The organism is Methylobacterium platani (genome assembly GCF_001653715.1).
Taxonomy (GTDB): Bacteria; Pseudomonadota; Alphaproteobacteria; order Rhizobiales; family Beijerinckiaceae; genus Methylobacterium; species Methylobacterium platani.
Map to the genome: position 1 here is coordinate 145,043 of NZ_LWHQ01000034.1, position 16,585 is coordinate 161,627.

At 71.6% G+C, this 16,585-nt stretch carries 18 protein-coding genes and 1 pseudogene; 9 read left to right on the top strand and 10 right to left on the bottom strand.

From position 1 onward, the window contains the following. Positions 1–58 precede the first annotated feature (58 nt). Together A5481_RS33635 and A5481_RS33640 are read left to right on the top strand one after the other, a co-directional pair. Complete coding sequence (locus tag A5481_RS33635; RefSeq protein ID WP_048433401.1) at positions 59–2,695, top strand: TIGR02302 family protein; 2,637 nt, start codon at positions 59–61, stop codon at positions 2,693–2,695. Positions 2,696–2,711: 16 nt separating this feature from the next. Further along, positions 2,712–3,275, top strand: a pseudogene (locus A5481_RS33640) (SDR family oxidoreductase); the annotation flags it as partial. Positions 3,276–3,327: 52 nt separating this feature from the next. Here A5481_RS33640 and A5481_RS17195 read toward each other — a convergent pair. Continuing rightward, positions 3,328–4,095 (bottom strand): outer membrane protein, encoded by a 768-nt coding sequence (locus A5481_RS17195; RefSeq protein ID WP_053082324.1) that lies wholly within the window; start codon positions 4,093–4,095, stop codon positions 3,328–3,330. 365 nt (positions 4,096–4,460) lie between these two features. Between A5481_RS17195 and A5481_RS17200 the strand changes: the two genes are divergently transcribed. From A5481_RS17200 to A5481_RS17225, 6 genes are all read left to right on the top strand, one after another. Further along, on the top strand, positions 4,461–4,646 hold the full coding sequence (locus tag A5481_RS17200; RefSeq protein WP_048433402.1) for a twin transmembrane helix small protein: 186 nt from the start codon (positions 4,461–4,463) through the stop codon (positions 4,644–4,646). Between the two features lie 136 nt (positions 4,647–4,782). Further along, a complete protein-coding gene (locus A5481_RS17205; RefSeq protein WP_048433403.1) occupies positions 4,783–5,373 on the top strand; it encodes an acyloxyacyl hydrolase in 591 nt (196 codons plus the stop codon). A 95-nt stretch (positions 5,374–5,468) separates the two neighbouring features. Then, positions 5,469–6,044 (top strand): cob(I)yrinic acid a,c-diamide adenosyltransferase, encoded by a 576-nt coding sequence (locus A5481_RS17210; RefSeq protein ID WP_048433404.1) that lies wholly within the window; start codon positions 5,469–5,471, stop codon positions 6,042–6,044. A gap of 188 nt (positions 6,045–6,232) precedes the next feature. Further along, the gene (locus A5481_RS17215) at positions 6,233–6,982 is read left to right on the top strand and encodes an electron transfer flavoprotein subunit beta/FixA family protein (RefSeq protein WP_048433405.1); all 750 of its coding nucleotides are present in this window, start codon (positions 6,233–6,235) and stop codon (positions 6,980–6,982) included. Between the two features lie 44 nt (positions 6,983–7,026). Beyond that, positions 7,027–7,977 carry an electron transfer flavoprotein subunit alpha/FixB family protein gene (locus A5481_RS17220; RefSeq protein WP_048433406.1) on the top strand — a complete coding sequence of 317 codons (951 nt, stop codon included), beginning with the start codon at positions 7,027–7,029 and terminating at the stop codon, positions 7,975–7,977. 129 nt (positions 7,978–8,106) lie between these two features. Next, on the top strand, positions 8,107–8,988 hold the full coding sequence (locus A5481_RS17225) for a 3-hydroxybutyryl-CoA dehydrogenase (protein WP_048433407.1): 882 nt from the start codon (positions 8,107–8,109) through the stop codon (positions 8,986–8,988). Here A5481_RS17225 and A5481_RS17230 read toward each other — a convergent pair. The 9 genes from A5481_RS17230 to A5481_RS17265 form a co-directional block, all read right to left on the bottom strand. After that, the gene (locus A5481_RS17230; RefSeq protein ID WP_048433408.1) at positions 8,955–9,482 is read right to left on the bottom strand and encodes a hypothetical protein; all 528 of its coding nucleotides are present in this window, start codon (positions 9,480–9,482) and stop codon (positions 8,955–8,957) included. The two genes, A5481_RS17225 and A5481_RS17230, sit on opposite strands and share 34 nt — an antisense overlap. 146 nt (positions 9,483–9,628) lie before the next feature. After that, positions 9,629–9,943: a hypothetical protein gene (locus A5481_RS17235; RefSeq protein WP_048433409.1), complete on the bottom strand. Its 315-nt coding sequence runs from the start codon at positions 9,941–9,943 to the stop codon at positions 9,629–9,631. Between the two features lie 136 nt (positions 9,944–10,079). Continuing rightward, positions 10,080–11,087, bottom strand: a complete 1,008-nt coding sequence (locus A5481_RS17240; RefSeq protein WP_048433410.1) for an NAD(P)H-quinone oxidoreductase — start codon at positions 11,085–11,087, stop codon at positions 10,080–10,082. A gap of 114 nt (positions 11,088–11,201) precedes the next feature. Beyond that, positions 11,202–11,660, bottom strand: coding sequence for a hypothetical protein (locus A5481_RS17245; RefSeq protein ID WP_048433411.1), 459 nt, complete (start codon positions 11,658–11,660; stop codon positions 11,202–11,204). Further along, positions 11,644–11,853: a hypothetical protein gene (locus A5481_RS33645; protein ID WP_156311795.1), complete on the bottom strand. Its 210-nt coding sequence runs from the start codon at positions 11,851–11,853 to the stop codon at positions 11,644–11,646. Before A5481_RS33645 ends, A5481_RS17245 begins: the two co-directional genes overlap by 17 nt. A gap of 126 nt (positions 11,854–11,979) precedes the next feature. After that, on the bottom strand, positions 11,980–12,642 hold the full coding sequence (gene upp, locus A5481_RS17250; RefSeq protein ID WP_048433418.1) for a uracil phosphoribosyltransferase: 663 nt from the start codon (positions 12,640–12,642) through the stop codon (positions 11,980–11,982). A 153-nt stretch (positions 12,643–12,795) separates the two neighbouring features. Beyond that, complete coding sequence (locus A5481_RS17255; RefSeq protein ID WP_048433412.1) at positions 12,796–14,031, bottom strand: URC4/urg3 family protein; 1,236 nt, start codon at positions 14,029–14,031, stop codon at positions 12,796–12,798. A 38-nt stretch (positions 14,032–14,069) separates the two neighbouring features. Then, positions 14,070–15,320: a GTP cyclohydrolase II gene (locus tag A5481_RS17260; protein ID WP_048433413.1), complete on the bottom strand. Its 1,251-nt coding sequence runs from the start codon at positions 15,318–15,320 to the stop codon at positions 14,070–14,072. A 161-nt stretch (positions 15,321–15,481) separates the two neighbouring features. Then, entirely contained in the window at positions 15,482–15,907 is a 426-nt protein-coding gene (locus A5481_RS17265) for a DUF2852 domain-containing protein (protein ID WP_048433414.1), read from the bottom strand. Positions 15,908–16,009: 102 nt separating this feature from the next. On the opposite strand from A5481_RS17265, the gene A5481_RS33650 reads away from it, so the two are divergent. Next, entirely contained in the window at positions 16,010–16,147 is a 138-nt protein-coding gene (locus A5481_RS33650; RefSeq protein WP_156655632.1) for a hypothetical protein, read from the top strand. Positions 16,148–16,585 lie beyond the last annotated feature (438 nt).

Here is a 16,585-nt window from a genome sequence, read left to right on the forward strand (position 1 = left end):
CGGCGTGCTAGCCTGCCGTCTTCGACCGTCCCCGGACGGGACCGAGCGGGAGCAGGGCATGACGAAGGCCGAGCCGGAGACCGCGCGGGGCGGACCCGCCCCGGGCGGCGCCGCCGAGGGGCGGACCGACCCGGTGCGCGCCGGGCTCGACCGGCTGGTCCTGCGCGCCCGGCGGGTCACGCTGTGGGAGCAGGCTTGGCCGATCCTGTGGCGCGGCCTCGCGGTCGTGCTGGCCTTCCTCGCCGCCTCGTGGCTCGGGTTGTGGCTCGATGCCGGGCCGACCCTGCGCATGATCGGCGTCGCGCTGTTCGGGCTCGCCCTCGTCGTGGCCCTGCTGCCGCTCGTGCGGCTACGCCGCATCGCCCGGACGCAGGCGCTGGCGCGCATCGACCGCGACGCGGGCCTCGGCCACCGTCCGGCCCGGGCGCTCGAGGACACGCTGGCGCTCGGGACCGACGATCCGGGCACCCGCGCCCTGTGGGCGCTGCACCGCAGGCGCGCGGCGGCGACGGTCGCGCGCCTGAGGGTCTCGGGCCCGCGGCCCGGGATGGCCCGGCGCGATCCCTTCGCGCTGCGCGCCGGCGCGATCCTCGCCGCGGTGGCCGGCGCCTTCGTGGCCGGCCCCGAGGCCGGCGACCGCCTGCGCGCCGCCTTCGACTGGCGCGGCCCGGCGGCGGCGGCGCCCGCCTTCCGGGTCGACGGCTGGATCGACCCGCCGCTCTACACCCGGATGCCGCCCCTCATCGTCACCTTGGGCGAGGCGGGCCAGCGCCTGCGGGCGCCGGTGAACTCGACCCTGGTCGTGCGCATCGCCGGTGCCGGCGACGCCACGGTGACGCCGGGCGCCGGGCTCAAGGCCCTGCCGGCGACCGCGCCGGCCCGGCCCGACCTGCGCGAGGAGCGCTTCACCCTGACCGGCGGCACCGCCGAGGTCTCGGTGCAGACGGGCTTCGCCACGAGCCACCGCCTCACCGTCGAGACCATCCCCGACAAGCCGCCGGAGATCGCCTTCGCGGGCAGTCCGGAAACCAACGGGCGCGGCACCTTCACCCTCGCCTACCGGGCCAAGGACGATTACGGCCTCGCCTCCGCCGAAGGCGTGGTCGAGCCGCAGACGAAGGGGCGCAGCCTGGTGCCGCCGCCGCGCCTGACCTTGAGCCTGCCGGCGGACGCGCAGGGCACCAGCGACACCCGCACCCTGGTCGACCTCACCGACAATCCCTGGGCCGGCGCCAAGGTGCTGCTGACCCTGGTGGCGAAGGACGAGGCGGGCCAGGAGGGGCGCTCCGCCCCCCTCGCCTTCACCCTGCCGGGCCGGTTCTTCACCAAGCCCCTGGCGCGCTCGCTCGCCGAGGAGCGCCGCCGCCTCGTCCTCGATCCCGACGGCAGCCGAGCCCGGGTCGAGACCTCCCTCGACGCGCTGCTGATCGCGCCCGAGCGCTTCACCCCGCAATGGGGCGTCTTCCTCGGCCTGCAGGAGGCGGCGCGGCGCCTGCGGGCGGCCCGGAGCGACGAGGACCTGACCGGGGTCGCCGACCTCCTCTGGACCATGGCGCTGCAGATCGAGGAGGGCGACCTCTCGGATGCCGAGAAGGCCCTGCGCGCCGCCCAGGACCGGCTCAAGGACGCGATGGAGCGCGGCGCCTCGGACCAGGAGATCGCCAAGCTCACCGACGAGCTGCGCCAGGCGATGGACCGCTTCCTGAAGGAATTCGCCCAGCGCCAGCAGCAGAGCCCGCAGAATCCTGGACAACAGAGCCAGCAGGCCGACCGCACGGTGACGCCGGACGACCTGTCGAAGATGCTCGACCAGATGCAGGAGGCGATGAAACGCGGCGACGTCGCGGAGGCCCAGCGCCTGCTCGACCAGCTGCGCGGCATCCTGGAGAACCTCCAGACCGCCCAGCCCAACTCGCGCATGTCGGACCCGACCGCCCGCGAGATGAACCGGCAGATGCAGGACCTCGAGGCAATGGCGCGCGAGCAGCAGGGCCTGCGCGACGAGACCTTCCGCCAGGGCCAGGAGCGCCGCTTCGGCAATCGCGGCCAGCCGCAGCAGCCCGGCCAGCAGGGCCAGCGCCAGCCCGGCCAGCGCGGGCAGCAGGGCCAGCGCGGGAGCGAGCCGCAGCAGGGGGCGGAGGGCCAGCAGCCCGGCCAGCGCGGCCAGCAGGGCGGGCAGCAGCAGGGCGGCATCGGCGAGCGCCAGCAGGCCCTGCGCCAGCGCCTGGAGGATCTGCAGCGGCGGATGAAGGAGCTCGGGATGCAGGGCGAGCAGGGCCTCGCCGATGCCGAGCAGGCGATGCGCGACGCCGAGAACGCCCTCGGCCAGGGCCAGGACGGCTCCGCCGTCGACGCGCAGGGCCGCGCCCTCGAGGGGATGCAGCGCGGGGCGCAAGGCATGGCCCAGCAGATGCAGCAGATGGGCCAGGACGGCGAAGGCCAGCAGGCCGACGGCCAGCAGGGCCAGGGCAACCCGAACCAGCCCGGCCGCCAGGGCGCCCGCGACAGCGATCCGCTCGGCCGCCCGACCCGCAGCCGCGACTTCTCCGACGGCCGCGTGCGCGTGCCGACCGCCGAGGAATCCGGCGTCGAGCGGGCCCGGCGCATCCTGGAGGAGCTGCGGCGCAAGCTCGGCGACCCGAGCCGCCCGGCGGAGGAGCTGGACTACTTCGAGCGCCTGCTGCGGCGGAACTGACACGAAGCGCGCCGGCGCCGCGCGCCTCGTCGACCTCGACGCGCGGGTGGGGGCGAAGGCCGGTCGCATCGACATGCTGTTCGTCGATGCCGGCGGCGGCTCGATGCTGCCGCTCGGCGAGATCACGGAGGCGCAGCACGCGGACACGGTCGGCCGCAACGTGAAGGGCGTGCCGTTCACCGTGCGGAAGGCGCTGCCGCTGCCGGCCCCCGGCGCCTCGGTGATCCTGGCCGGCTCGACGGCGGCAACCGAGGGCACCGGGGCCTTCAAGCGTCTACGCGGCCTCGAAGGCGGCGGTGCGGGCCTTCGCCCGCAACTGGATCCTCGACCTGAAGGGCCGCGGCGTCCGGGTGAACACGCCCTCGGCCCGGGCGCTACCCGCACGCCGGGCCTCGTCGCGCTCGCCGGGCCGGACGCGGCGCACCCGCAGGGGCTGCTCGACCGCCTCGCCGCGAAGATCCCGATGGGCCGCGTCGGCGAGCCGGACGAGATCGCCGAGGCGGCCGTGTTCCTGGCCTCGGACGATGCGAGCTTCGTCGCCGGCCTCGAATTGTTCGTCGAGGGCGGCCAAGCCCAGATCCGATACTCCGGCGCGCGGGCCCGGCCGCGGGACGCCGGCGTCCCCGACCCGCTCAGTTGAACAGGTTGAAATGGTAGTTGAGGCCGAGCTTCAGCTGGTGGGTGTCGAGGCCCGTGCGCACGCCGAACCCGGTGCCCGCCGCGGGGAAGCGGACGTCGCGGCCGAGATCGGAATACAGGTACTCGCCCTTCACCGAGAGGTTCGGCACGATCATGTATTCGAGGCCGGCACCGACGGTGTAGCCGTCGACCGGCACCCTGGCGTTGAACGACGCCGGGGCGACGCGGCCCGGCAGCGCGGCGCTGCCGCGGACGCCGATCTCGGTGAAGCCCCAGCCGCCGGTGGCGTAGGCGAGGAGCGGACCCCAGGCGTAGCCGACGCGGCCGCGGGCGGTGACGAAGTAGGTGTCGGTCGTCAGGCCGCCGCTCGCCGTGCCGGCGGCCCCGGCGCCGACGCGGAACTGGTTGTGGAGGTCGGCGTAGCCCGCATCGGCCTCGACGCCGACGACGATGCCGCGTCCCGGCGTGAACTGGTAATTGTAGCCGGCGGTGCCGCCGGCCACGAAGCCGCCGGCCGAGACCTCGGCCCGGGACGCCGGCAGGGCGGCCGGGCGCGGGGCGGTCGTCTCGGCGCGGAAATCGCCGCCGACGGCGCCGCCGGCATTCACGCCGGCGTAGAAGCCGGTCCAGGTGAAGGCCGGCGGCGCGGCCAGGACCGGCTGCGGAGCGAAGCGGCGCGGCAGGTCGGCGGCACGGGCACCAGACGGGACACCGCACGCCAGCGCGAACAGACCGGCAGCCGCGAGCGAGATGGACTTCACGGAAGTTTCCTTGGATCTGGCCGCATCGTCGCGCGTCCACCGCGCGGAAGGGAGACCACGGGCACGGCAGCCGTGCTGCGTCCGATCGGACCGTACGGTGTCGCGGCGATGCGTGTGAGCCCCCCAAAGGCCACGACCGGACAGTCGAGTCGAGTGCATTTGAGCAACACCGCTCACGGCTGTTAAATATAAATGAAACACTAATCTCGGCAGATCATCGTAAATACCGTTTAACGCTGCCGCGCCGCCGAGAGGGCCGGCAACCCGGGCCGTGACGCCCCGACCGCTCCTGCGTCGCGGGGCCGCCTCCCCTCGCGGGGCCGATCCGCCCTATCAGGCCGTTCCACCTCGCGAGCCTTCCACGGATGTCCGGCAATACCATCGTTCTCATCGCCTGCCTCGCGGTCGCCGTGGTGCTGCTGTTCGGCCTCGCCAACATGCTGCGCGGCGGCAGCGCCAACGTCTCCCAGCGCCTGATGCGGCTGCGGGTGGTGCTCCAGTTCGTGGCGATCCTGGTCATCATGGGGGTGCTGTGGTGGCGCGGCGGCTGACCCGGCGACACTGTGGCGAGCCGGTCGCAGGGCGTGGAAAACCGTTAACGGACGGATTGCGCGGCGAGACGCGGCGCGGGGCTCGGCGCTAGGGTGACTCACGCCCCCAGTACAGGGGCGATGGACCGTTCGACAGATGCGCGTAACCCTTCCGAGCCTCGCCGCGGCGATCATCCTGGCCGCGCCGTCGGTGCAGGCCGCCGATCCCTCGGCCCTGGTTCCGGCCTACCGGCCCCCGGTCCAGCCCCTGAGCATCGTCTCGGAGTTCCGCATCGGCGGCGCCGCCCAGGACCCGGGCAGCAACGAGAAGAACACCAGCAACGTCAACGGCGAGTTCCTGTTCGCCAAGCCGGTCACCCTCGAGGACCGGCTGTGGAACGCCCTGATCCCGCGCCCGACGGTCGGCGGCAGCTACAACGTCGACGGCCGCACCAGCTACGCCTATCTCGGCGCGACCTGGACCTTCGACATCACCGACCGGATCTTCGTCGAGGGCTTCTTCGGCGCGGGCTTCCACGACGGCTGGACGGGCCCGAAGGTCTACGTGCCCAAGACCTTCAACTCGCTCGGCTGCAACCCGCTGTTCCGCGAGGCGGCGGCCGTCGGCTTCCGGCTCACCGAGCACTGGAGCGTCATGGCGACGATCGAGCACATGTCGAACGCCGGCCTCTGCGTCAACAACCGCGGCCTGACCAATTTCGGCGGCAAGATCGCCTATACCTTCTGACGACGGCCCTTCCCGGGGGCGGGGCTGGCGCCGCGACGGGGGCGCGCTAGAACTCGCCGCGGGAGCGGGCACGCCCGCCGAAGGGAGCTTGGCCCGTGGTCATCCTCAACCGCATCTACACCCGTACCGGCGATTCCGGCACCACCGCGCTCGCCAGCGGCGAGCGCCGCTCCAAGGCGGACCTCCGCGTCGAGACCTACGGCACCGTCGACGAGACCAATGCCTGCCTCGGGCTCGCCCGCCTGCACACCGCGGGCGACCTCGACGCGATGCTGGGGCGGATGCAGAACGACCTGTTCGATCTCGGCGCCGACCTTGCGACGCCGGAGACCGGCGAACCCCTCGCCTACGAGCCGCTGCGGATCGTCGCCGCGCAGGTCGAGCGCGTCGAGCGCGAGATCGACGCGCTCAATGCCGGCCTCTCCCCGCTGCGCTCCTTCGTGCTGCCCGGCGGCTCGGCCGCGGCGGCGGCGCTCCACCTCGCCCGCACGGTCTGCCGCCGGGCCGAGCGGCTGGCGGTGGCGCTGGCGGCCCTCCCGGGCGAGACCGTCTCGCCGGTGGCGATCCAGTACCTGAACCGCCTGTCGGATTTCCTCTTCGTCGCCGCCCGGGTCGCCAATGACGGCGGCGCCGCCGACGTGCTCTGGGTGCCGGGCAAGAATCGCGGCTGAGGATCCCGCCCGGGCGGCGAATCCGAGACCCGCGTCGGACGCCGGGGGAGCGGCCGGCGGGCCGCGTTGACAATTCGGAAAATCGACCGTTACGGTCCGCGCCACCTTGCTCCATCGGGGATGATCGCGGGCCGGCCGAGGGAGGGCCCGACCACGATCGTCCCTTCGTCCTGAAGGATGCGACGATCATGAAGGTCCTGGTGCCCGTCAAGCGGGTGGTCGACTACAACGTCAAGATCCGGGTCAAGCCGGACGGCTCCGGCGTCGAGCTCGCCAACGTCAAGATGTCGATGAACCCCTTCGACGAGATCGCCGTCGAGGAGGCGATCCGCCTCAAGGAGAAGGGCAAGGTCACCGAGATCGTCGCCGTCTCGATTGGCCCGCAGGCCGCGCAGGAGACGATCCGCACCGCCCTCGCGATGGGCGCCGACCGCGGCATCCTGATCAAGACCGACGCCGCCGTCGAGCCGCTCGCGGTGGCCAAGCTCCTCAAGGCGCTGGTCGAGAAGGAGAGCCCGGACCTCGTCATCCTCGGCAAGCAGGCGATCGACGACGATTCGAACCAGACCGGCCAGATGCTCGCCGCCCTCCTCGGCTGGCCGCAGGGCACCTTCGCGTTCAAGCTCGAGGTGGCCGAGGGCAGCCTCGACGTGGTGCGCGAGATCGACGGCGGCCTGCAGACCCTGAACCTGACGCTGCCGGCGATCGTCACTACCGACCTGCGCCTCAACGAGCCGCGCTACGCATCGCTCCCCAACATCATGAAGGCGAAGAAGAAGCCCCTCGACACGGTCGAGCCCGAGGCGCTCGGCGTCGACGTCGCCCCGCGCCTGAAGGTGCTCAAGACCGTCGAGCCGGGCGGCCGCAAGGCCGGCGTCAAGGTCGCCAGCGCCGCCGAGCTCGTCAACAAGCTGAAGGTCGAGGCCGGCGTCCTCTGACGAGGACACCAGGCATCCCTCAAGAGAGGAAGGAACGACACGCCATGACCACCCTCCTGCTGGTCGAGCATGCCGGCGGCGCCGTGAAGGACGCCAGCACCAAGGCCCTGACGGCGGCCAAGCAGCTCGGCGCCCCGGTCCACGCCCTCGTGGTCGGCGCCGATGCGCAAGGCGCAGCGGACGCCGCCGCCAAGCTCGACGGCGTCGAGAAGGTGTTGCTGGCGGCGGACGCCGCCTACGACCACCTGCTGGCCGAGCCGACCGCCGCCCTGGTGGCCGGCCTCGCCGCCTCCTACGACACCGTGATCGCCGCCGCCTCGACCGAGGGCAAGAACGTGCTGCCGCGCGTCGCCGCCCTCCTCGACGTCGCCCAGGTCTCGGACATCATCAAGGTGGTGGGCCCCGACACCTTCGAGCGGCCTATCTACGCCGGCAACGCGATCCAGACCGTGCAGGCGACCGACGCCAAGCGGGTGATCACGGTGCGCACCGCCGCCTTCCAGGCGACGCCCGAGGGCGGCGCGGCCGCCCCGGTCGAGGCCGCGTCGGCGGGCGCGTCCCCCGAAGCGAAGTCGTCGTTCAAGGGCGAGGAGATCGCCAAGTCCGACCGCCCGGAGCTCGCCGGCGCCCGCATCATCGTGTCGGGCGGCCGCTCGCTCGGCTCGGCCGACAAGTTCAAGGAGCTGATCGAGCCGCTGGCCGATTCTCTCGGCGCCGCGGTCGGCGCCTCGCGCGCGGCGGTGGATGCCGGCTACGCGCCGAACGACTGGCAGGTCGGCCAGACCGGCAAGGTCGTGGCGCCGGACCTCTACGTCGCGGTCGGCATCTCGGGGGCGATCCAGCACCTCGCCGGCATGAAGGACTCGAAGGTCATCGTCGCCATCAACAAGGACGAGGAAGCCCCGATCTTCCAGGTCGCCGATTACGGCCTGGTCGGCGACCTGTTCAGCGTCGTGCCGGACCTGCAGCAGGAAATCGCCAAGGCCAAGGGCTGAGGAACAGCCCCCTCGCGCCAGTCCGGCGCGAGGGGGCACGGACGGCCGGGCTTCGCGGGAGCCCTTCGCATCTGCGAAGCCGCGATGATAGAACGCTCGGGGATCGGCGCGGCGGGAAGGCAGGGTGTGATGGGCATCGAGATCAAGACGGTCGGCATCATCGGGGCCGGTCAGATGGGCAGCGGCATCGCCCATGTCTGCTCCCTGGCCGGGCTCGACGTGCGGATGAACGACCGCGATCCCGAGCGCCTGAAGAACGGGCTGGCGACCGTCAACGGCAACCTGCAGCGCCAGGTCTCGAAGGGCGCGATCACGGAGGCGCAGCGCCGCGACGCGATCGAGCACATCATCGCGGTCGATTCGTTCGACGATTTCGGCCCCTGCGACCTGGTGATCGAGGCGGCCACCGAGGACGAGGCGATCAAGCGCAGCATCTTCAGCGCGCTGTGTCCGTCCCTGCGGCCCGAGACGATGGTGGCGACCAACACCTCGTCGATCTCGATCACGCGGCTCGCCGCCTCGACCGACCGGCCCGAGCGCTTCATCGGCATCCACTTCATGAACCCGGTGCCGGTGATGCAGCTCGTCGAGCTGATCCGCGGCATCGCCACCGAGGACCCGACCTACGAATCGGCCAAGGCGTTCGTGAAGCGCCTCGGCAAGATCGTGACGGTGTCGGAGGATTTTCCGGCCTTCATCGTCAACCGCATTCTGCTGCCGATGATCAACGAGGCGATCTACACCCTCTACGAGGGCGTCGGCTCGGTCGATTCGATCGACACCGCGATGCGGCTTGGCGCCAACCACCCGATGGGCCCGCTCCAGCTCGCCGACTTCATCGGCCTCGATACCTGCCTGTCGATCATGCAGGTGCTGTACGAGGGACTGGCCGATTCGAAGTACCGCCCCTGCCCGCTCCTGGTGAAGTACGTCGAGGCGGGCTGGCTCGGCCGCAAGACCAAGCGCGGCTTCTACGATTACCGCGGCGCGGAGCCGGTGCCGACCCGCTGAGGCGATTCCCGCGTCTGGGGCCGGCGCATGATGCGCGGCCGCCAGACGCCGAGGACCACGTTCAGCGTCGCGATCGCCAGCAGCACCCACAGGGTTCCGCGCTCGGCGCCGAGCGAGAGGGCCAGGGTCGCCGGATCGACGCGGCCCAGCAGGGCCTGCGCGGCGCGGTCGGCCTCAATCTGCATCGGCCCCTGGACGCCGACGAAGCCGTACTCGAACATCAGCACGCCGGTCGCGAGCTTCACCCAGGCCCAGCCGGCGTTCTGGAACGCCCGGTTGAGCGCGATCGCCAGCAGGCCGGCGACCAGCATAAGCGCCAGCGACGGCAGGAACACCCACGTCGCCACCGCCGCCATCGCGCCGCGCATCAGGGCGTAGCCGGCGAGCGCCGAGGAGGGCGGCGGCACCACGCCCAGCATCACGACGAGGGACGCCATCGCGCCCATCAGGCCGATCGCCCCCATCGTGTGCAGGAACTTCATCAAGCGCCGCATCGCGACGGCCCCACCTCGCCAACCGCCGATACCCTACGGACGGGGCGGCGCCGGCGGGGATCACATTCCCGTGCCGACGCTCCGGAACGACGAAGGACCGCTGCCCTCCCGGGAAACGGTCCTTCGAGCATCGTGCGTCGGGAGGCTTACTTGCTGTTGGTCGAGCCGGTCGACTTCGGCTCGGCCGGCGCCGGGTAGGCCGGGTTGCCGGCCGGAACGCCGGCGCTGTTCGCCGACGAGGTACCGCCGCTGCCGTTGGCCGAGCCGGTGATCTCCCGGCGCGAGGCGTCCTGGCTCTGGCTGGCGTAGTCCTTCGGCGCGTTGGCGCCGTTCCAGCTCAGCAGGCCGACCATGGCGATCGCCAGGAGGGCGAGGCTGCCGATGAGGACGTAGAGGACGGGACGGCCCTTGGCGCCCTGGCGGGCATCGGTCGGGGTCTCGACGGTGCGGTTGGGATCCATGGGAACCTCGGCTTGCGGCCCGGCGGCGTGGCGCGCCGGGCGATGATCGGTCTCGTGCAGCCAACGTTACCGATCGGCCGAGGTTCCTGCCGAAATTCCTGGACGCAGCCCGGGACGCGCCCGGATGCAGCCTTCTCTACTTGCCCGTCAGCAGCATGATCTTGCCGAGATGGGCGCTCGATTCCATCAGCTCGTGCGCCGCCCGCGCTTCCGCGAGCGGGAAGGTCGCGTGGATCACCGGCTTGACCGTGCCGGCCTCCAGCAGCGGCCAGACCTCCCGGCGCAGGCCCTCGGCGATGGCAGCCTTCTGGGCGACGGTGCGCGGGCGCAAGGTCGAGCCCGTCACGGTGAGGCGCCGGATCATCACCGGGGTCAGGTTGACGTTCTCCGCCAGGAAGCCCTGCAGGAAGGCGATGATGACGAGCCGGCCCTCGAGGGCGAGGGACTTCAGGTTGCGCTCGAGATAGGCCGCGCCCACCATGTCGAGGATCACGTCGACGCCCTTGCCGTCGGTCAGGCGCTTCACCTCGGCGGCGAAATCGGCCTCGCGGTAGTTGATGGCGTGGTCGGCGCCCAGCGACTCGCAGAAGGCGCATTTCTCGGCCGAGCCGGCGGTGGCGTAGACCGTGGCGCCGAACCGCTTGGCGAGCTGGATCGCCGTCGAGCCGATGCCGCTCGACCCGCCATGGACCAGGAAGCGCTCGCCCCGTTGCAGGCGCCCGCGCTCGAACACGTTGGTCCAGACCGTCCAGTAATTCTCCGGCAGGCCGGCAGCCTCGACGAGCGAGAGCGGGCCGGGCTTCGGCAGGCAGAGCGATGCGTCGGCGACGCAGTACTCGGCGTAGCCGCCGCTGATCGTCAGGGCGCAGACCTCCTGGCCCTCGGCGAGACCGGTGACGCCCTCCCCCACCGCGACGATGCGGCCGGCGATCTCGAGGCCCGGGACCTCGGTGGCGCCGGGCGGCGGCGGGTACTTGCCGGCACGCTGCTGGCAATCGGGCCGGTTGACGCCGGCCGCCACGACCTCGACCAGGACCTGGTTCGGCCCCGGGCGCGGCACCGGCACGGTCTCGATCCCGATCACCTCCGGACCGCCGGCCCCGTTGAAGCGGACCTGGCGCATGGTGGCGGGGATCGACGGCATGGGACGCTCCACGTTGACGGGATGTGCGCCCTTACCTGCCGCGCGGGTGCGCCAGCGGCAAGAGGGCGCGATGAGACTCCGTCAGCGGCCCGCGTCGCGTTCAGTCAGTCGCATTCAGCCCGAAGGCCGAGCCTTCTGAAGCAGACCAATGAGGTCGATCCCGCCCCAGGCGAGCACCAGAGCGAGTGCAATCAAGATCAGCGTGTAGATCGCATTGGCAGCGATGGACAATCCGATCGACTTTCCGGAAGTGCCGCGTAGTGCATCCTCGCGAATGGCCGGCGTCGCTTCCGTGACCACGGTTTCGGCGAAGGCCGCCAAGGTTGCGTCGGCCTGCTGCTCCAGGCCGCGCAGACGCGAGTCCGTCCAGGTTGCGATATAAGCGTCCTGCTCCTCCGGGGTCGGCTGACGCCCCAGGCGCTCCTGGAGGCCTTGCGCCCATTCCCGCTTGGCGATCTTGTAGAGCCCGTAGGCGATCAAGCCTCGTACGTTCTCGTCCGCCCTGTCGGGCGGGACGAAGCGTTCGAAGATCGGATTGTAGCGGGGCTGCTTTTCGTCAACGCCGGCGGCCATCGGTGCCACGCGCGCTCGACGAGTCTCCACGCAACACATCGTTGGCCGACTTCACGGCTTTGTCGAAGACACGCCGATCCATGGTGCTGGCCCGACCCAAGCCGGGGCCTTTCACCTCGCTGAACACGCCCGTCGCGGCAGAGCGCCCGGTGGTCTTGCCAGCGTAGACGTTGCCTTTGCGCGAACCGAACATTGCGTGCTCCATGCTGGTACAAACATAGGACGCCCAACGCTTCGACGCATCCCCCGTGGCCGCTGCCCCGGGGAATTTCGCAACGCCTTGCGACGCATCCGACGAATTACCTCCGTCGGATGCAGCCTACCGCGTCCCGTACATCCGGTCGCCCGCATCGCCGAGACCCGGCAGGATGTAGCCGTGCTCGTTGAGGTGGCTGTCGATCGAGGCGGTCCAGACCGGCACGTCCGGGTGGGAGCCCTGGAACTTGGCGAGTCCCTCAGGCGCCGCGAGCAGGCAGACGAAGCGCAGGTCGCGGGCGCCGCGCTCCTTGAGCCGGTCGACCGCGGCGACGGCCGAGTTCGCCGTCGCCAGCATCGGGTCGAGGACCAGCACGGTGCGGTCGGCGAGGTCCGACGGGGCCTTGAAGTAGTACTCGACCGCCTCCAGCGAATCCGGGTCGCGGTAGAGCCCGATATGGGCGACGCGGGCCGAGGGCAGCAGCGACAGCATGCCGTCGAGGAAGCCGACGCCGGCGCGCAGGATCGGCGCCAGGACGAGCTTCTTGCCGGCGATCTGCGCGCCCTGCATCGTGACCATGGGCGTCTCGATCTCGACCGGCTCCAGCGGCAGGTCGCGGGTGACCTCGTAGGCCAGCAGCATCCCGACCTCGTTCAGGAGCTGGCGGAAACCCTTGGTGGAGCGGGCCTTGTCCCGCATCAGGGTCAGCTTGTGCTGCACCAGCGGGTGGTCGACCACCGTGACCGGCGCCACCCCCGTCTCCCCGCGCGCACCCGCACCCTGCATCGCCGTCTCTCCCGTCACGATCACGCTCATACCATCACGTCTTGCCATCGACACGTCGATGGCAAGACGTCCGGCGCATCGGCGCCGACGCCCGTTCGGGCTTGCCCAGCACCTTCGAACGCATCCGTTCGAAGGTGCTGGGGTATCACTCCATCAGAATACGGTGCCGTCGCTCGCGATGGCCAGCGGCGGCGCCCCTTCCGGCCGCAAGGATTTCGCCAGGCGCCGGCCGGTGGCCCAGGTGCCGCCCTCCAGCACCTTGGCGAGCGGCAATTCGGCCGGATCGGCGATCTCCAGCCGCTCGCGCACCAGCGGCGCCAGCCGGTCGAGGAGCGCCACGGTGAGCGCCCGCCACTCGACGACGAGGCGCGAGTCGACCGGGTGCGCCTGCTTGGCCTCCTCGGGCCGGCGCAGCGCCAGCACCCCGGTATCGAGGAACAGGCCGCCGTTGCGGTACTCGGGCAGGCCGGTCAGGGCGTCGAGGCCGGTCACGGTGAGGCCCGCCTCCTCCAGCGGTTCCAGCAGCGAGTAGGCCAGCCACTGCGACAGCTTGTGGAACGGCACCAGCCCCTCCGTCGGCCCGGTGCCGCCGGCGAGCGGATGGCGCCAGGTATCGCCGAGATCGACGCGATCGAGGACGATGCGGCCGGGCCAGATCGGCCCGAGATGGGTCAGCAGCACCTCCAGCACCGTCTCCGCCGCGACCTCGCCGTCGCGGGACCTGGCCTTGATGCGGTCGAACAGGAAGCCGGGCCGGGCATCCGGCCCGAAACCCTCGGGGTCGGCCGCTGCGACCTGGCCGAGGCGGTTGAGGAGCGCGGTGCGGCCCGACAGGCCGACGAGCGGGTTGGTCGGCGAGGCCTGGAAGCCGTCGGCGAGCTCGGCCTCCGTCAGGGTCGCCAGCGCCCGGGCATCGGCGCGGAACGGGTCCTCGGGCGCGGAGGAGAACAGGCCCGACACGAACATGTCGAAGCTCGCCACCGCCAGCCCCTCGGAGCGGGCATAGGTCTCGCCGGTGCGGCCCTCCTCGTAGCGCCAGGTCGGGCCGGCGCCGGCATCCAGCAGCACGCTTACCACCACGAGGTCGAAGGCGGCGCGGGCCTGCTCGGCCGGGTCGTCGAAGGGCGCGGCGTGGACGAGGGAGCCCCAGCGCTCGAACCCGCCGACCGAGAAGTGACGCCAGCGGGCGTGATACGGGATGGCGAGGTCCGGATAGGCCTCGCGGATGGTCTCGACCACCGCGTCGGCGCAAGCGCCCAAGCGGCCGAGATCGACCACGAAATGATCGAGCCGCCCGTCGAGCCCGGCCTGGAGCAGGGTCTCGGCGCGGGCGCGCACCGCCCGGGCCGAGAGCAGGCTGCGGGCGGTCGAAAACTCAGGCACGGGCATCTCCAGGGTCGTGGTCGCGGGGGCGGCCGAGCCTCGGCTCAGAACCGCTCGAGGTCGCGGCCCTTCACGGCGTCGAGGTGTTCGGCGGTGCCGTCGGGCGCGTAGTAGCCCGCCGCCTTCTTGGCTTCCATCTCGACCGAGGCGTCCGGCGGGATCAGCTCCGGCGGGATCGGCACCCGCTCGCCGACCTCGATCCCCGAGCCCGTGATGGCGTCGTACTTCATGTTCGACATCGACATCAGCCGGTCGATGCGGCGGATGCCGAGCCAGTGCAGCACGTCGGGCATCAGCTGCTGGAAGCGGGCATCCTGGACGCCGGCGACGCACTCGGTGCGCTCGAAGTAGGTGGCGGCGGAATCGCCCCCCTCCTGGCGCTTGCGGGCGTTGTAGACGAGGAACTTGGTCACCTCGCCGAGCGCCCGCCCCTCCTTGCGGTTGTAGACGATGACGCCGGTGCCGCCCGCTTGCGCCTCGCGCACGCATTCCTCGATGCCGTGGGTGAGGTAGGGCCGGCAGGTGCAGATGTCGGAGCCGAACACGTCCGAGCCGTTGCACTCGTCGTGGACGCGGCAGGCGATGCGCCGGCGCGGATCGGTCAGGCCCGCCACCTCGCCCATCACGTAGACGGTGCAGCCGCCGATCGGCGGCAGGAACACCTGGAGATCGGGCCGGGTGACGAGTTCCGGGAACATGCCGCCGGTCTGCTCGAACAGGGTGCGGCGCAGAGCGGTCTCGCTGGTGCCGAAGCGGGCGGCGACGCCGGGCAGGTACCAGACCGGATCGACCGCGATCTTGGTGACCGAGATGTCGCCGGTGGCGTGCAGCACGGTCCCGTCGGCGGCGAGGCGGTGGGCGCCCATCGCCGCCAGGATCTCGGGCAGGCTGAGCCGCGCCTTGGTGACCGCGATGGTCGGCCGGATGTCGGTGCCGGAGGTGATCGCCTCGCGAAACACCTCGCCGGGCTTATGCCCCCAGGGATCGAGGGAGACGATCTTTTCGGGATCGGCCCATTGCGGGTGCGGGCCGATCTCGACCACCGGATGGGTGTTGGTGAGGTCCGGCCGCGCGAGCGGGTTCATCGCCCGGCCGGCGATGGCGAGCGCCCGGTAGAGCGAGTAGGCACCGCCATTGGCCCCGATGACGTTGCGGTCGGCCGGGTTGGTGACGGTGCCGATGATCGGCCCCCGCTCGCGCGGGTCGGCGGCGCCCCAGCGGATCGGCCAGCGGGCGGCGCCCGGCTCCGGATGCGAGGTGAGCCGGATATGCGACGAGCGGTTGGAACTGGTCATGCGGACGCGCCGTCCTTCAACGGAGAAGGCTCCCCGCGGGGGCCGCGAGGAGCCTGTCGAGTGCTTGACCTGGACGAGGGTAGCCCTGGGCGATTCGGCCCGTCAAGCTCAAGCCTGAGGCGCCGGACGCCTATCCGGGCGGCAGGGCCCTCCCCGTCGGATCAGAAGTTCGAGCCGGCGCGGCGGCGGGCCATGAAGGCGTCGAACTGCTCGCGGTCGCGGGCGCGCTTCAGCTCGTCCACGAACTCGGTGAAGGCGCGGCTCTCCTCCTCGAGGCGGCGGCGCTCCTCTTCGAGGCGCTCGATCTCCTTGCGGCGGTACTCCTCGAAGGCCCAGTTGCCGCTGTCGTGGCGCGCGGCGCCGAAGCCGGAGAAGCCCGAGAACCCGTTGCGGAAGGACCGCTCGGCGAAGGACTTCATCTCGTTCAAGGCCGGGTATCCCATGAGCTTCCACACCACGTAGGCCGCGGCCAACGGCCACGCATAGATGAAACCGATGACGATCGCGCCGATCTCGATGGAGCGGCGCGGGAACGGGCCGCTGCGGCAGGCGCGGCCGCTCGACCAGGGGGCAGAGGAATACGACACGTCACGATCTCCCGCAGGATGTGAATGTGAACGACATTTACATGCGGGGTCGGCGCGGCGGTTTCAAGGAGGGGGCGGCGGGGAAAAATGCGCGGGGCTCGGGTGAGCCGCTCCCGCGCCGCCGCGCGGGGCGGCACCGCGGCCCTGCGCCGGCAGATCGCCATCGGCGACGAGACCCTGCGCGGCTCGGCCGCCGGCACCCTTGCGTCGGCGGCCGGGCGCCGGCGAACGACGGCCTGACGAGAGCCTTCACCAACCCGCTCTCGATCGACGACCCGGCCGCCAGCGGCACCGCGATCGACCTACCGAGCCTGTAGGCCCAGGCGTCGAGCCGGATGCAGAGCATCCTGGCGGCGCCTTGCGGCGTAGCGGCGGCGTCGGGGACGTGGCCCGATGGTGCTCCCGGCCTTCGGGGCGAGCCCGGAGCGCTGTGACGGCGGGGATCTCGGTCACCAGCGACGCGCCGATCGCCTCGACGGGTGTCGGCCTGCGGCTGTCGGCGACGACGACCGGCGTGTCGTCGGCCGGCCGGGTGGGCTTGAGGATCACGCGATGAAGCGCAGCTTCACCGACCGGTTCCGAGCTCCGGGGCGAGCCGTGAACGGGGGTGCGGCGCGAGCCGCGCGGTCCTTTCGTTTGCAGGATCGTCCCCGAACGGCGGCGCGAGAGCCGTCCCCA

What these genes read in the sequence shown, in the direction of transcription:
- A5481_RS33635 (WP_048433401.1), top strand. Translation starts at nt 59, where the DNA reads ATGACGAAGGCCGAGCCGGAGACCGCGCGGGGCGGACCCGCCCCGGGC.
- A5481_RS17200 (WP_048433402.1), top strand. Translation starts at nt 4,461, where the DNA reads ATGTCCGGCAATACCATCGTTCTCATCGCCTGCCTCGCGGTCGCCGTG.
- A5481_RS17205 (WP_048433403.1), top strand. Translation starts at nt 4,783, where the DNA reads ATGCGCGTAACCCTTCCGAGCCTCGCCGCGGCGATCATCCTGGCCGCG.
- A5481_RS17215 (WP_048433405.1), top strand. Translation starts at nt 6,233, where the DNA reads ATGAAGGTCCTGGTGCCCGTCAAGCGGGTGGTCGACTACAACGTCAAG.
- A5481_RS17220 (WP_048433406.1), top strand. Translation starts at nt 7,027, where the DNA reads ATGACCACCCTCCTGCTGGTCGAGCATGCCGGCGGCGCCGTGAAGGAC.
- A5481_RS17225 (WP_048433407.1), top strand. Translation starts at nt 8,107, where the DNA reads ATGGGCATCGAGATCAAGACGGTCGGCATCATCGGGGCCGGTCAGATG.
- A5481_RS17230 (WP_048433408.1), bottom strand. Translation starts at nt 9,482, where the DNA reads ATGCGGCGCTTGATGAAGTTCCTGCACACGATGGGGGCGATCGGCCTG.
- A5481_RS17235 (WP_048433409.1), bottom strand. Translation starts at nt 9,943, where the DNA reads ATGGATCCCAACCGCACCGTCGAGACCCCGACCGATGCCCGCCAGGGC.
- A5481_RS17240 (WP_048433410.1), bottom strand. Translation starts at nt 11,087, where the DNA reads ATGCCGTCGATCCCCGCCACCATGCGCCAGGTCCGCTTCAACGGGGCC.
- A5481_RS17245 (WP_048433411.1), bottom strand. Translation starts at nt 11,660, where the DNA reads ATGGCCGCCGGCGTTGACGAAAAGCAGCCCCGCTACAATCCGATCTTC.
- A5481_RS33645 (WP_156311795.1), bottom strand. Translation starts at nt 11,853, where the DNA reads ATGTTCGGTTCGCGCAAAGGCAACGTCTACGCTGGCAAGACCACCGGG.
- upp (WP_048433418.1), bottom strand. Translation starts at nt 12,642, where the DNA reads ATGCAGGGTGCGGGTGCGCGCGGGGAGACGGGGGTGGCGCCGGTCACG.
- A5481_RS17255 (WP_048433412.1), bottom strand. Translation starts at nt 14,031, where the DNA reads ATGCCCGTGCCTGAGTTTTCGACCGCCCGCAGCCTGCTCTCGGCCCGG.
- A5481_RS17260 (WP_048433413.1), bottom strand. Translation starts at nt 15,320, where the DNA reads ATGACCAGTTCCAACCGCTCGTCGCATATCCGGCTCACCTCGCATCCG.